Annotated in this window: 15 protein-coding genes; 8 read left to right on the forward strand and 7 right to left on the reverse strand. The window is 72.4% G+C overall.

Features of this window, described 5'->3' with window-relative positions; genetic code table 11:
• Nucleotides 1-313 precede the first annotated feature (313 nt).
• Nucleotides 314-1,213 (reverse strand): phosphatase PAP2 family protein, encoded by a 900-nt coding sequence (locus AB0M59_RS24405; protein ID WP_364618923.1) that lies wholly within the window; start codon nucleotides 1,211-1,213, stop codon nucleotides 314-316.
• Nucleotides 1,214-1,329: 116 nt separating this feature from the next.
• On the opposite strand from AB0M59_RS24405, the gene AB0M59_RS24410 reads away from it, so the two are divergent.
• Genes AB0M59_RS24410 through AB0M59_RS24420 form a run of 3 tightly spaced genes read left to right on the forward strand, consistent with a single transcriptional unit; the run spans nucleotide 1,330 to nucleotide 3,943 of the window.
• Nucleotides 1,330-2,031: a response regulator transcription factor gene (locus tag AB0M59_RS24410; protein WP_364618714.1), complete on the forward strand. Its 702-nt coding sequence runs from the start codon at nucleotides 1,330-1,332 to the stop codon at nucleotides 2,029-2,031.
• Nucleotides 2,028-3,458 carry a HAMP domain-containing sensor histidine kinase gene (locus AB0M59_RS24415; RefSeq protein WP_364618717.1) on the forward strand — a complete coding sequence of 477 codons (1,431 nt, stop codon included), beginning with the start codon at nucleotides 2,028-2,030 and terminating at the stop codon, nucleotides 3,456-3,458. Before AB0M59_RS24410 ends, AB0M59_RS24415 begins: the two co-directional genes overlap by 4 nt.
• The gene (locus AB0M59_RS24420; protein ID WP_364618720.1) at nucleotides 3,455-3,943 is read left to right on the forward strand and encodes a hypothetical protein; all 489 of its coding nucleotides are present in this window, start codon (nucleotides 3,455-3,457) and stop codon (nucleotides 3,941-3,943) included. Before AB0M59_RS24415 ends, AB0M59_RS24420 begins: the two co-directional genes overlap by 4 nt.
• A 19-nt stretch (nucleotides 3,944-3,962) precedes the next feature.
• Here the strand turns inward: AB0M59_RS24420 and AB0M59_RS24425 are convergent, their stop codons facing one another.
• Nucleotides 3,963-4,859, reverse strand: a complete 897-nt coding sequence (locus tag AB0M59_RS24425; RefSeq protein ID WP_364618723.1) for a methyltransferase domain-containing protein — start codon at nucleotides 4,857-4,859, stop codon at nucleotides 3,963-3,965.
• 34 nt (nucleotides 4,860-4,893) lie between these two features.
• On the reverse strand, nucleotides 4,894-5,487 hold the full coding sequence (locus AB0M59_RS24430; protein ID WP_364618726.1) for an NAD(P)H-dependent oxidoreductase: 594 nt from the start codon (nucleotides 5,485-5,487) through the stop codon (nucleotides 4,894-4,896).
• A 98-nt stretch (nucleotides 5,488-5,585) separates the two neighbouring features.
• On the opposite strand from AB0M59_RS24430, the gene soxR reads away from it, so the two are divergent.
• Entirely contained in the window at nucleotides 5,586-6,065 is a 480-nt protein-coding gene (gene soxR, locus AB0M59_RS24435; protein WP_364618729.1) for a redox-sensitive transcriptional activator SoxR, read from the forward strand.
• On the opposite strand, the gene AB0M59_RS24440 is transcribed toward soxR, so the two are convergent.
• The 3 genes from AB0M59_RS24440 to AB0M59_RS24450 form a co-directional block, all read right to left on the reverse strand.
• Complete coding sequence (locus AB0M59_RS24440; protein WP_364618732.1) at nucleotides 6,062-6,571, reverse strand: DUF664 domain-containing protein; 510 nt, start codon at nucleotides 6,569-6,571, stop codon at nucleotides 6,062-6,064. The two genes, soxR and AB0M59_RS24440, sit on opposite strands and share 4 nt — an antisense overlap.
• Nucleotides 6,572-6,642: 71 nt before the next feature.
• Complete coding sequence (locus tag AB0M59_RS24445; protein ID WP_364618735.1) at nucleotides 6,643-7,170, reverse strand: hypothetical protein; 528 nt, start codon at nucleotides 7,168-7,170, stop codon at nucleotides 6,643-6,645.
• Between the two features lie 2 nt (nucleotides 7,171-7,172).
• Nucleotides 7,173-7,889, reverse strand: coding sequence for a hypothetical protein (locus AB0M59_RS24450; protein ID WP_364618738.1), 717 nt, complete (start codon nucleotides 7,887-7,889; stop codon nucleotides 7,173-7,175).
• A 246-nt stretch (nucleotides 7,890-8,135) separates the two neighbouring features.
• Between AB0M59_RS24450 and AB0M59_RS24455 the strand changes: the two genes are divergently transcribed.
• Both AB0M59_RS24455 and AB0M59_RS24460 read left to right on the forward strand, forming a co-directional pair.
• Nucleotides 8,136-8,876 (forward strand): SDR family oxidoreductase, encoded by a 741-nt coding sequence (locus tag AB0M59_RS24455; protein WP_364618741.1) that lies wholly within the window; start codon nucleotides 8,136-8,138, stop codon nucleotides 8,874-8,876.
• 28 nt (nucleotides 8,877-8,904) lie between these two features.
• Nucleotides 8,905-9,792, forward strand: a complete 888-nt coding sequence (locus tag AB0M59_RS24460) for an SDR family oxidoreductase (RefSeq protein ID WP_364618744.1) — start codon at nucleotides 8,905-8,907, stop codon at nucleotides 9,790-9,792.
• On the opposite strand, the gene AB0M59_RS24465 is transcribed toward AB0M59_RS24460, so the two are convergent.
• Nucleotides 9,773-10,213, reverse strand: coding sequence for a DUF6314 family protein (locus AB0M59_RS24465; RefSeq protein WP_364618747.1), 441 nt, complete (start codon nucleotides 10,211-10,213; stop codon nucleotides 9,773-9,775). The two genes, AB0M59_RS24460 and AB0M59_RS24465, sit on opposite strands and share 20 nt — an antisense overlap.
• A 50-nt stretch (nucleotides 10,214-10,263) precedes the next feature.
• On the opposite strand from AB0M59_RS24465, the gene AB0M59_RS24470 reads away from it, so the two are divergent.
• Both AB0M59_RS24470 and recQ read left to right on the forward strand, forming a co-directional pair.
• The gene (locus AB0M59_RS24470; protein WP_364618750.1) at nucleotides 10,264-10,863 is read left to right on the forward strand and encodes a hypothetical protein; all 600 of its coding nucleotides are present in this window, start codon (nucleotides 10,264-10,266) and stop codon (nucleotides 10,861-10,863) included.
• A 60-nt stretch (nucleotides 10,864-10,923) separates the two neighbouring features.
• The gene (gene recQ, locus AB0M59_RS24475) at nucleotides 10,924-12,759 is read left to right on the forward strand and encodes a DNA helicase RecQ (RefSeq protein WP_364618753.1); all 1,836 of its coding nucleotides are present in this window, start codon (nucleotides 10,924-10,926) and stop codon (nucleotides 12,757-12,759) included.

A 12,759-nucleotide genomic window follows, 5' to 3' on the forward strand; every position in this document is an offset into this window, starting at 1 on the left:
CCCCGAAACTGGCCCGCCGCAACCCCGTGTCGACCCTCGAATCACGCGAGTCGACCCCGGCAATCACGCGTGATGCCCCTCCCATCACGCGAGTTCCGCCTTCAATCACGCGAGTTCCGGCCAGGATCACGCGGGATCGGCTTTAGATCACGCGAGTCGTCCGTCCAGGTACGCGAACCGACCCTCCGGGTATGCCAGGCGACCGCCCAGGTACGCGAGCCGACTGCCCGAGTACGCCGGCCGACCCCTCCAGGCACGCCGGCCGACCGCCCAGGCGCGCCGGCCGACCGCCGGGACAGCCGAGCCGCTCCGGTCAGCGGCGCCGAAGCCGGCGGACCCGAGCCTCCGCCGGGTCGAACGCCACCCGCCTCAACGGCACCGCCAGCAGCAGCACCACCGCCATCGCCGACAGCGCGGCGAGCACCATCGCGGCGACGAACTGGGCCGCGCCGGACGTCGCCGTCCCGAGGACCAGGTAGCCGGCCAGCACCAGCGCTACCGGCGCCAGCAAGCCGCAGAGCACCGGCACCGGCGGCACCCGGTCACCGTCGGGGCGGCGGGCGGACACCACCGCCGCCCCGGCGCAGGTGACCGCGGCGACCAGGAGACAGCCGCCGACGGTGTCGCTCAACCGGTGCCAGCCCAGCGCCACGGCCGCGGCCGAGACCCAGGCGACGCCGACCCCGCCGGCCACCAGGGCCTGGAGGCGGAAACGGCGCGGCAGGACGATCGCGAGCGCCACCAGCACGGCCATCGCCGCGCTGACGTGCCCGCTGGGAAAGCTGTTGTGGCTCGCGACGCCGAGCCGGTCGCCCGTGCTCGGGCGGTCCAGGACGTACAGCTTGAGCAGCTGCGCCACCATCAGCGGCGCGGCGAGCATGATCAGGGCCGTCACGCCGAGAGCGAACCGGCGCCGCACCAGGGCGATCACCACCAGCAGCACCGCGACGCCGCCGAGCACGACCACCAGGTCGGTGTCGCGCAGCGGGTCCGCCCACGCCACGGTCGTCCCCGCGGACTGGGCGCTGCGGACGACGCCGTTCTCCACGCCGCGGCCGGCCTCGGTGCGGACGAAGAGCAGGTAGGCCGCGACGAAGGCGAGGGCGAACCCGGCCGCGCTCGCCGCGAGCACGGCGGTGCGGGACACGGCCCGGGTCACGAGCGCGTGGCGCCCGGCCGGCGGGGTGACGGGGCGTACCTCGGAGATGATCACTGCCATGTCTCCGAGTCTGGCTCCGGGATTTCGAGATCCCGTCAGAGCGATGTCATGGTTTTGCTACAAGATCCGCCCGGGTCGCCATGACGTGCGCTTTTCCGAATAATGGCGCCGTGGCCGAGGTACTGGTGGTAGAAGACGACGCGGCGGTGCGGGAAGGACTGCAACTGGCCCTGCGCCGGCAGGGACACGTGGTGCACACCGCGGAGTCGGGCGAGCTCGGCATCGAGGTGCTCGTGCGCCGGCATCCCGACATCGTCGTGCTCGACCTCATGCTGCCCGGCATGGACGGCTTCGAGACGTGCCGCCGGATGCGCGCGTCGGGACCGATCCCGATCATCATGCTCACCGCGCGCAGCGACGACTTCGACGTCGTGGCCGGACTCGAAGCGGGAGCCGACGACTACGTCGCCAAACCGGTCGAACCCCGCGTGCTGGACGCGCGGATCCGGGCCGTGCTGCGCCGGGCCGTCGCCGAGCGGCCAGGTGAGCGGCCGGGCGAGCAGCCGGAACCCGAGGAACGCCACGGCGACCTCGTGATCGACCGGGCCGGCCTCGAAGTGACCAAGCGCGGAGTCCCGGTGTCGCTGACCCCGACCGAGCTGAAGCTGCTGCTGGAGCTCTCGCGCACGCCCGGGCAGGTGTTCAGCCGCCAGCAGATCCTCACCGCCGTCTGGGACCACGACTACCTCGGCGACTCGCGGCTCGTCGACGCGTGCGTGCAGCGGCTGCGCGCGAAGATCGAAGACGTGCCGGCGAAGCCGGACCACGTGCAGACGGTCCGGGGGTTCGGCTACCGGTTCGGCCGGTCGTGATCCGGCAGGTCCGCTCGTGGCTGGCCGGGCTGAGGCCCCGGCTGGTCGCCGCCTTCGCGGTCATCATGATCCTCGGCGCCACCGCCGCGGCCGGCGCGAGCTACGTCTCCGCGCGCAACGCCATCCTCAAGGGCATCCAGGACCAGACGATGCTGAAGCTGCGCGACCAGATCGTCGCGTACCTGCCGACCGTGTCGCTGCCGCCGACGCAAGCCACGCTCGACGCGTTCGCGGCCGCGTTGAAGCCCAGCGGCGCGCTGGTCGTCTACCACAACCTGTACTCGTCGTCGGGCATGGGGCCGGACCAGGTGCCCGCCGAGCTGCGCAAGACCGTGGCGAGCAGCACGTACACCCAGTTCCAGCGGGTCGACGCCCAGGGGTTCCCGCAGTTCTACGTCGGGATCCCGGTGCAGACGGCGTCGGGCACGCCGAGCGGCCTCGAGGTCTTCGCGGGGACGTCGCTGGACCAGCAGCAGGCCGCCATCGACGAACTGGCCCGCCAGGCCTGGCTGGTCTCCGCGCTCGCGCTGCCGTTCGCCGTGGGGGTGGCCTTGCTGGCCGCGCGGCAGGTGCTGCGGCCGGTCCGCGCGCTGAACACCGCGGCGGACCAGCTCGGCCGGGGACGGCTCGACGTCCGGCTGCGCGTCAAGGGCTCCGACGAGCTCGCGCAGCTGGTCACGACGTTCAACCACACCGCGGCGGAGCTGGAGCGCACGGTCGGCACGCTGCGCGCGATGGAGGCCGACGCGCGGCGGTTCGTCGCCGACGTCTCCCACGAGCTGCGGACACCGCTCGCGGCGATGAACGCCGTCACCGACGTCCTCGACGAGGACGCCGGCCAGCTGCCGGCGGACACCGCGGTCGCCGCGCGGCTGGTGTCGGCGGAGACCAAGCGGCTGACCCGGCTGGTGCAGGACCTGATCGAGATCTCCCGGTTCGACGCCGGCCGGGCCGAGCTGCGGCGGGAGGAGCTGGACGTCGCCGCCGCCGTCACCGACAGCCTCGCCGCACGCGGCTGGGAACCCGGTTCCGAAAACTCCGCGGTGGTCGCCGACCTGCCGCCCGGGATCACGGCCGCGCTCGACCGGCGGCGGCTGGACATCGTCGTGGCGAACCTCGTCGGCAACGCGCTGCGGCACGGTGCGCCCCCGGTGGAGGTGGTGCTGCGGGCGGAGCGCGGCGACGTCGTGCTGACCGTCACCGATCACGGGCCGGGCATCCCCGCCGGAGTGCTGCCCCGGATCTTCGACCGCTTCGCCAAGGCGGACACGGCCCGGGCGCGGTCCGAGGGCAGCGGGCTCGGGCTGTCCATCGCGCGCGAGAACGCGCGGTTGCACGGCGGTGACATCCTCGCGGCCAACACCGGCACGGGCGCTCGCTTCGAGCTGCGCCTGCCCCGGGAGGCCCCATCCGTGGAGGCGCGGTGAAGAAGCTCTTCGTCCTGGTCGTGCTGCTGCTGGTGAGCGCGTGCGGCGTCAAGCCGACCGGCGTCGTCCCGGCCGGGCCGGCGCCGACGCTGCGGAACCCGGGCAGCGGCGGGCGCGGCACCGACGTGATCCTCTACTTCGTCCTCGACGGGCGGGTGGCCCCGGTGTCGCGGTCGACCGGCAGCAGCGTGGATGTCGAGACGGCGTTGTCGATGCTGCTGGCCGGACCGACCGCCGGCGAGGCCTCCGACGGGTACGTGTCGGCCCTCCCGGCCCGGAGCGGGCCGATCGTGCTGGCCCCGGGCCCGCCGGCGGCGATCTCGCTCCCGTTCGCGCTGAAGCCGATCAGCAGCAGCGGGATCAACCAGCTGGTCTGCACCGCGTTCGCGGCGCTGGCGACGCAGAGCAGCTACGCGGTCGACGGCACCATCGCGCTCGCCGGGACGGACGTCCAGCTGCCTTACCAGACGTGCCAGGCGTTCTGACCCGGCCTGACCCGTGTGTCTACTGTGGACCGTCCGGCGCCGTCGCCGAGGCGACGAAGATCGGGATCGCCAGGAAGAACCGGCCCGCCGCGGCCCGCGCCGCCTGTTCCCGCAGCCAGGCGTCGACCTGCACTCGCGTCGCGACGCCGGCGTCCCGGGCCGCGGCGGCGAGGCCGTCGAGCAGGGGCCGGAGGCCGCCGTCGGTGTCGGCCATCGTCGTGACCTCGACCGCGACCCCGGTGAACCCGGCGTCGACCAGCAACGTGCGGTACTGCCGGGCCGCGCGGGGGCCCGCGATCGCGTCGGCGCGGGCATGGACGATCGCGCGGGTCAGGGCCGGCCGGTCCGAGTCGAGCACCAGCGTGTCCCAGTCCTGTCCGCACAGCACGACCCGGCCGCCGGGGGCGAGCACCCGCCGGGCCTCCGCGACGGCCGCCGCCGGGTCGGCCAGCTCGTGCAGCACCTTGTCGGCCCGGTAACCGTGGAACGCACCGCCGGCGAACGGCAGCCGCAGCACGTCGGCCTCGACGAACCCGGCCTCGGAAGGCTCGCCGATCGGCGAGCGCTCCGCCGGGGACAGGCTCGCCGACGTGCCGGCGGGTGGCGGAAGACCACGAGTGCGAGCCCCCGGCGAGCGGACTTCCGGCGGCGCACCACGCTCCGGGCGAGCCGGCGGCGGAACGTCCGCACTCCGTGCCCGCGCCGCCGCCAGCATCCCCGGATCGCGATCCGCACCCACCGCGCGCACGCCGCGGCCGCACAGCTCCGCGACCGCCCGTCCGCCACCACAGCCGACGTCGAGAACCCGGTCGCCCGGCTCACACCGCAACAGCTCGTACGTCGCTTCGCGCAGCTCCTGCGCCCCCGGCAGTGCGTCGGCCCGATCGAGGCGGGCGAGCAGCGGTTCCGTCGTCATGCCCGCCATCGTCGGCCTTCAAGCCGACCTGAAGTCAAGCTCCGGGATACGGCCGGACCGCCCGGGCCTCCGCCAGCGATCGGGCCCACCAACCCAGCTGGTCGAGCATCGCCTTCGCCGCGACCGCCGCCGCTTCGTCCGTCGGCGCTCCGTCCACGCCGAAACGGGCGTGGGCGCCGTGGAAGCTGACCGTGTCGCGGATCGTCACCGCGTGGAGCTCGGCGAAGACCGCCCTCAGGTGCTCGACCGCGCGCAGGCCACCCGACATCCCGCCGTAGGAGACGAACGCGACCGGCTTGGCCGTCCACTCCGCGCGGTGCCAGTCGATCGCGTTCTTCAGTGAAGCCGGATAGCTGTGGTTGTACTCCGGGGTGACCACGACGAACGCGTCGGCCGCTTCGAGCCGCGGAGTCACCTTCGCGACCTCGGCCACGACCGCCGCCGGTGGCGTGGTGCCGAACGCCGGCAGCACCATCGGAAGGTCGGGCTCGGCGAGGTCGACGACGTCGACCTCGAACCCGCCGTGGTCGCCCGCGACGCCGGCCAGCCAGTCCGCCACCACCGGGCCGAACCGTCCTTCCCGGACACTTCCCACGATCACCGCGACCCGCACGGGAGCTTCGGACACACTTCCTCCTTGGCACAGCGGCGTTGTTGCCGTCCGGGCCAGGATCAGACCTCAAGCTCGCTTGAAGTCAAGCATGGGGCTGTGGTTGGCTGGGGAGCATGGTGAACGCCACAGCCCGGACGCTGCCCGAGCTCACCGTCGGCGAACTGTCGCGGCGCAGCGGGGTCCCCGCGTCGGCCCTGCGGTTCTACGAGGACGAAGGCCTCATCCGCAGCCGCCGCACCGCCGGCAACCAGCGCCGCTACTGCCGGGACGCGTTGCGGCGGGTGACCTTCATCCGGATGTCCCAGCGGGTCGGCATGCCGCTGTCGACGATCCGGGAAGTGCTCGCCCTGCTGCCCGACGACCGCACGCCCACGCGGGCCGACTGGGCGCGGATTTCCCAGTGCTGGCAGGAAGACCTGAACGCGCGGATCCGTCAGATGGAACAGCTGCGCGACGAGCTCACCGACTGCATCGGCTGCGGCTGCATGTCCCTGGCCAAGTGCCGGCTCGCCAACCCGGGCGACCGGCTCGGCGCCGACGGGCCCGGCCCGCGGCGCCTGGCCGACCACCGCGGGGACGGCTACGAAGACTAGCGGCGGTCCAGCACGCCGCGGACGAACATCGCCTGCCCGGCGTGCTGGATGTCGTCGTCGAGGACGCTGACCAGCCGCACACCCAGCGACACCGGCGGGTCCCAGGCCTCGTCGACGATCCGGTCGAGCGCGCGTTCGTCGAGGTTCTCGACGAACCGGACGGTCTGCTCGTGCACCGCGTCGTAGTACCCGGTGAGCAACTCCGGCTCGGCCACGCGGACCGCCTCGACGTCGGCCGAGCGGTGCCCGTAGCCGGTGTCGCCCGCCGGGAACGGGAGGCCGAACCGCGAAAGCCAGTCCTGGCCGGTCCACACCTGCTCGGTCCCGGCCACGTCCGCGACGTGGTCGTCCTGGACCCGGGTCAGGTGCCACACCAGCCAGGCGATCGAGTTGGCCCCGTCGTCCAGCCGGGTCCGGAGCTGCTCGGCGGTGAGCCCTTCCACCGCCGCGTGCACGTTCTCGCGGACCCGGCCGAAGCCGTCGACGAGCAGATCGGCCACGTTCATCGGCTGCCTCCCGTTGCTGGAACCGTTCACCGGCGTGCTACCCGATCATGCCCGCCGGCAAACGGTTCCGGCTACCGCGGCAGCAGCTGGTCGAAGAACGAGCGGTAGCGGCGCAGCGCGATCCGCAGCTCCTCGGTGGCCGGCTCGCCCTGCTGCCACTGGCCTTCCAGTTCGCTCTTGTGCTCGGCGAACGTCGTGGCCAGGGCGCTGATCACGGCCGCGACCAGCTCGTCGGCCTGGTGCACGGCCTGCTTCGGGTCGTCGACGAAGCCGGTCTGCACGTTCTGCCAGCGGTCCCGGAAACCGGTGATCTTGTCCTCGTCGATGAGCGGCGGGGCTTCGACGTCCCCGCCCGACTGCGCGGGACGGGCGTCCGTGCGGGAGTCCTCGGCGGTCGGCTGGGCCGAGGCCGAAGCCAGGTCCGCCGTGCTCAGGTTCTGGTCGCCGTCGCGGTCACCGTCGTGGCTTTCCCCGGCGTCCGGTTCGCGGAAGTCGGCCCGGTCGCCGGGGACTCCGGCGGTGTCCGGCTCGCGGACGTCCGCACGCTCGTTGAAGTCGTCATCGTGTTCGGCGCTGTGCCGGGTCAGGTGCTCGGTCATGGTCAGCGTCCTCCGTTCCACTCGGTCCGCGGCTGCGCGGACGCCTGGCGTTCGTGCTGTCCGGTCTCGTGGGTCTCGTGACGGTCGTCGTCGCGGGTTTCGGCGTCGCGACGGTCGGCGTGGTCACTGTCGTGCCCGTCGTGGTCGTGCCCGTTGCGGCGGTCGTGGTGGTCGTGCTGCCGGTCGTCGTCCGCGCCGTCGGTCAGCAGGTCCTCGAAGACGGTGCGGTAGCGCACCATCGCGTCGCGGAGGTCCTCAGTGGACGCTCCGTCACGCTTCTGCTGCGTGGAGTGCGCGGCGCGGTAGTGCTCGAGCGTCTTGGCGTGCCGCACGGAAAGGTCGGCCACCTGCTGCTCGTACCCCTCGGTCGGGTACCCGCGCTCACCCATCAGCGCCACGAGGAGCCGGTCCGCTTCGGCGACCGCGGTGGACGGCTCGTCGACGAACTTTTCCTGCACCTGCGCCCATTCCCGGGCGTAGCGCTCACGCGCCGACGCCGAAAGCGGGCGGATGTCGAGCTCCTTGTGCCGGCGCTCCCGCTCGGCGAGTTCGCGTTGCGCGGCACGCGGGTTGTCGCTCTCTTCGACGGTCCGGTCGTACTCCGGGCCGAACCGCTGCTGCAGCCGCTTTCGCTGCATCTCTTGCGTCACAAGCCAAATCACGGCGCCGAGCACCGCGATGGCCACGACGACGATCACGACGATCAGCCATGTGGGCATTGCACAAACTCCTTCACGGATGTCGCCCCCGACGCGTCCGGAGTTCCCGTCCGCCGGTGCCGGAAACCGCGTTTATCCGCGATTCGGCCGACCGGCCGCGCCGATACGGCCGGATGCCGACCACGCTCCAGGGGGTGTAACGACGATAACACCGAAGCACTAGCGTTGTTACCGTCAAAGTGCTACCATCGATAACAGAACGACGGAAGCGGTGATACCACCATCGCCCTGACGGAAGAAGGAACCATGAGCACCACCACAACCCGCGTCGCGATCGTCACTGGCGGCTCTCGCGGCATCGGCCGCCAGGTCGCCGAGCGTCTGGCCGCCGACGGCATGGCGGTCGTCGTCAACTACGCCGCCAACGAGAAGGAGGCCCAGGCCACCGTCGACGCCATCACCGAACGGGGCGGGCAGGCGATCGCCTTCCGCGCCGACGTGGCCGACCCGGCCGCGGTCGCGGAGCTGTTCGACACCGCGGAGGCCACTTACGGCGGCGTCGACGTCGTGGCCCACCTGGCCGGCGTGATGACCGCGCCGACCCCGATCGCCGACACCGACTTCGAGGTCCTCGACCGGGTGCACCGCACCAACATCCGCGGCACGTTCGCGGTGGCCCAGCAGGCCGCGCGGCGGGTGCGCGCGGGCGGCGCGGTGATCACCACCTCGACGTCGGTGCTCGGGCTCAACCTGCCCGGCTACGGCATCTACAACGCGACCAAGGGCGCGGCCGAGGCCATCACCATGATCCTGGCGCGCGAGCTGCGCGGGCGCGACATCACCGTCAACACCGTGGCGCCGGGCCCGACGGCGACCGCGCTGTTCCTCGACGGCAAGGACGAGGAGACCATCGACCGGATGGCCAAGCAGCCGCCGCTCGAGCGCCTCGGCAAGCCCGAGGACATCGCCGAGGTCGTCGCGTTCCTCGCCGGCCCGGCCCGCTGGGTCAACGGCCAGGTGCTGCGCGCCAACGGCGGCATCGTCTGAGCCCCCTCGGCACGCGAAGGAGAGAACCATGATCATCGTCGTCACGGGCGCCTCCAGCGGGATCGGCGCCCTCTCCGCCCGGGCGCTGGCCCGCGCCGGGCACACCGTCTACGCGGGCGTGCGCGACACCGGCGGCCGCAACGCGCACCAGGTCGAAGCCGCCGCCGCGTACGCCGGCGAGCACGGCGTGGACCTGCGCACCGTAGAGCTCGACGTCTCCAGCCAGGAGTCGGCCGACGTCGCCATCGAGCGGATCGTCGCCGAACAGGGCCGGCTGGACGTCGTCGTGCACAACGCCGGGCACATGGCGCTCGGCCCGGCCGAAGCGTTCACGCCCGAGCAGCTCGCCGAGCTCTACGACACCAACGCGATCGGCACCCAGCGCGTCAACCGTGCCGCCCTGCCGCACCTGCGCGCCCAGCGCGACGGGCTGCTGGTGTGGGTGTCGAGCAGCAGCGTCCGCGGCGGCACCCCGCCCTACCTCGCGCCGTACTTCGCGGCGAAGGCGGCAATGGACAGCCTCGCCGTCTCCTACGCCGCCGAGGTTGCCCGGTTCGGCATCGACACCACGATCGTGGTGCCCGGCGCGTTCACCGCGGGAACCAACCACTTCCCGCACTCCGGGCACCCGGCCGACCGGGCCGTCGAAGCCGCTTACGAAGAGCGCTACGCCGGTCTGAGCGACCAGGTCGGGCGGAAGCTGGCCGAGATCACCCCGCCCGACGCCGACGTCGCGGTGGTCGCCGACGAGCTGACGCGCGTGGTCGGCCTGCCGAAGGGACAGCGGCCGTTCCGGGTGCACGTCGACCCGGCCGACGACGGCGGGTGGCTGGTCGCCGAGGTCGGCGACCGGATCCGGAGCGAGTTCCTGCGCCGGATCGACCTGGGCGACCTGCTCAGCCCGGCGGCCGGCTGAACCGCGTGACGATCACGTGGTCCTTCGCCGGGCCGCGGACCGCCCACTCCTGCCGCCAGCGCCGGGCGTCGAGCACGCGGTAGCTGCCGCGGTAGAGGTCGGCGCGGCAGGGGTGGTCCGTTTCCCAGTGCCCGGCGCGCAGGTCGAGGGCGTGGAAGAACCCGCCGTGGTCGAAGTGCACGTCGGCGCGGCCGGGCGCGGTGGGCCGGTAGTGCAGCGTGCGGGTCACCGGGCCGCGGTAGGTGCCGAGCCGCAGCTCGCCGGTCTCCCGGTAGACGAGGACGCCGTCCTCCTCGGTGAAGGTGGCGGCGCCGGTCACCTCCCCCGCCGGATCGCCGCCGGCGGTGAGGATTTCGCGGTCGAGCCGCCACTCGCCGGCGAAATGCGCGGCCAGGTCGGGGACCGGGAAGTACTCGTCCATCGCGTTCAGTGTGTCATCCGGTCGTGACCGGCCGGGGCTAGGTTCGGATCATGCGATTCGCGAGGGGGATGGCCGCCGTGGGCGTGCTCGCCTGTTTCACCGCCTGTTCCGGCCCGCCGGCCCCGGCCCCGCCGCCGGCCACGACCTCCCACGCGCCGACGTCGACGCCGCGCCCCACCACCAGCCCGCCGCCGAAGCCCGCGTTCGTCTCGCCGGCGAAGGTCACCGCCGCGTGCCCGTTCGTCACGGTGGACGACATCACGCAGGCGATCGGCGGCAGCTGGTCGGCCACCGCGGTCGAAGAGCCGGCGACGAAGGACTCGTTCCGGTGCACCTACAAGAGCGAATTCCACGACGCCGCGGCGTTCCAGCTACGGATCCTCGTGCCCGCGGGCCGGTCGCCGCGGGCGTTGTCCGCCGACATCGCGAAGACGTGCGCGAAAAGCTCCGTGGCCATTCCCGGCACCGGCGACGCCGCCTTCCACTGCCAGGGACCCGACCAGGACATCGACGGGATCGCGGAGCAGCAGACGCGGATCGTCGTCGCCAAGGCGAGCCACGGCCAGACCCGGGCCGGGGTGCTGGACCTGCACACGATCCGCGAAGAGGTCTACGTCGCCCTCGCCCGGCTGCTCGGCGATCGGCTCTGATCCCGCCACGCCGGAGAGGGCGGCCGGAAGTTGTCGGACCCCGGCTCTAGACTCGGCCGCGTGGCAGCCCCCGAGACGGCAACGGTGTCCGAAGCGCTGGAGACCCTCCAGCGCGTGTTCGGCTACGACAGCTTCCGCGGCGACCAGGCGGCGATCGTCGAGCACGTGATCGCCGGCGGCGACGCGCTCGTGCTGATGCCCACCGGTGGCGGGAAGTCGTTGTGCTACCAGATTCCCGCGCTCGTGCGGCCCGGCGTCGGCGTGGTCGTCTCACCACTCATCGCGCTGATGCAGGATCAGGTCGACGCGCTGCGCAACGCCGGTGTCCGCGCCGGTTTCCTCAACTCCACGCAGGACTACGCGGCCCGCCAAGAGGTCGAGTCGGCGTTCCTGTCCGGCGAGCTCGACCTGCTCTACCTGGCCCCGGAACGGCTTTCGGTGGAGTCCACCGTCCGGCTGCTCGACCGCGGCAAGATCTCGCTGTTCGCGATCGACGAGGCGCATTGCGTCGCCCAGTGGGGCCACGACTTCCGGCCCGACTACCTCCAGCTCTCCGCGCTGCACGAGCGCTGGCCGGACGTGCCGCGGATCGCGCTCACCGCCACGGCCACCGAGGCCACGCACAAAGAGATCGCGGCCCGGCTGAACCTCGACGAGGCCCGCCACTTCGTCGCGAGCTTCGACCGGCCGAACATCCAGTACCGGATCGTCGGCAAGAACTCGCCGCAGCGGCAGCTGCTGGAGCTGCTGCGCACCGAGCACCCCGGCGACGCGGGAATCGTCTACTGCCTGTCGCGGAACTCGGTCGAGAAGACCGCGGAGTTCCTGGTGCAGAACGGGATCCCGGCGGTGCCGTACCACGCGGGTCTCGACGCGCGCACCCGCGCGAAGCACCAGTCGCGGTTCCTGCGCGAGGACGGCCTGATCGTGGTCGCGACGATCGCGTTCGGCATGGGCATCGACAAACCGGACGTCCGGTTCGTCGCGCACCTGGACCTGCCGAAGTCCGTCGAGGGCTACTACCAGGAGACCGGCCGGGCGGGGCGCGACGGCCTGCCGTCCACCGCCTGGCTCGCGTACGGGCTGCAGGACGTCGTGCAGCAGCGCAAGATGATCGACACGTCCGAGGGCGACGACGCGCACCGGCGCCGGCTCGGCGCGCACCTGAACGCGATGCTCGCGCTGTGCGAAACGGTGGAATGCCGGCGCGTGCAGATCCTCAACTACTTCGGGCAGCAGGGGCAGCCCTGCGGCAACTGCGACACGTGCCTGAGCCCGCCGGAGAAGTTCGACGGCACGATCCCGGCGCAGAAGCTGCTGTCGACGATCGTGCGGCTGCGCAACGAGCGGCGGCAGAAGTTCGGCGCCGGACAGGTCATCGACATCCTGCTCGGCAAGTCCACCCCGAAGGTCACGCAGTTCCAGCACGACACGCTCAAGACGTTCGGCATCGGCACCGAGCTGCGTGAGCCGGAGTGGCGCGCGGTGGTGCGGCAACTGCTGGCCCAGGGCCTGCTCGCGGTCGAAGGCGACTACGGCTCGCTGGTGCTCACCGAGGCCAGCGCCGAAGTGCTGGGCGGTGACCGCGAGGTGATGCTGCGCCGCGAGCCCGAGCGTGCGGCGGCCGCGAAGGTCCGTGGTAGCAGGAAGACCGCCCCCGCGGTGGACATGCCCGCGGAGGCGGCCCCGTTGTTCGAACGTCTGCGCGCCTGGCGGGCCGGCGTCGCGAAAGAGCAGGGCGTACCCGCCTATGTCATCTTTCACGACGCGACCCTGCGCCAGATCGCCACGCAACGGCCGTCGTCACTGGCCGACCTGGGCACGGTCAGCGGCGTCGGCGAGAACAAGCTCGCCAAGTACGGCGAAGGTGTCCTCGAGGTGCTGACCGCCGAGTGA

It is taken from the genome of Amycolatopsis sp. NPDC051371 (genome assembly GCF_040682155.1).
GTDB lineage: Bacteria > Actinomycetota > Actinomycetes > Mycobacteriales > Pseudonocardiaceae > Amycolatopsis.

What these genes read in the sequence shown, in the direction of transcription:
- AB0M59_RS24425 (WP_364618723.1), bottom strand. Translation starts at nt 4,859, where the DNA reads ATGACGACGGAACCGCTGCTCGCCCGCCTCGATCGGGCCGACGCACTG.
- soxR (WP_364618729.1), top strand. Translation starts at nt 5,586, where the DNA reads ATGGTGAACGCCACAGCCCGGACGCTGCCCGAGCTCACCGTCGGCGAA.
- AB0M59_RS24440 (WP_364618732.1), bottom strand. Translation starts at nt 6,571, where the DNA reads ATGAACGTGGCCGATCTGCTCGTCGACGGCTTCGGCCGGGTCCGCGAG.
- AB0M59_RS24445 (WP_364618735.1), bottom strand. Translation starts at nt 7,170, where the DNA reads ATGACCGAGCACCTGACCCGGCACAGCGCCGAACACGATGACGACTTC.
- AB0M59_RS24450 (WP_364618738.1), bottom strand. Translation starts at nt 7,889, where the DNA reads ATGCCCACATGGCTGATCGTCGTGATCGTCGTCGTGGCCATCGCGGTG.
- AB0M59_RS24455 (WP_364618741.1), top strand. Translation starts at nt 8,136, where the DNA reads ATGAGCACCACCACAACCCGCGTCGCGATCGTCACTGGCGGCTCTCGC.
- AB0M59_RS24460 (WP_364618744.1), top strand. Translation starts at nt 8,905, where the DNA reads ATGATCATCGTCGTCACGGGCGCCTCCAGCGGGATCGGCGCCCTCTCC.
- AB0M59_RS24465 (WP_364618747.1), bottom strand. Translation starts at nt 10,213, where the DNA reads ATGGACGAGTACTTCCCGGTCCCCGACCTGGCCGCGCATTTCGCCGGC.
- AB0M59_RS24470 (WP_364618750.1), top strand. Translation starts at nt 10,264, where the DNA reads ATGCGATTCGCGAGGGGGATGGCCGCCGTGGGCGTGCTCGCCTGTTTC.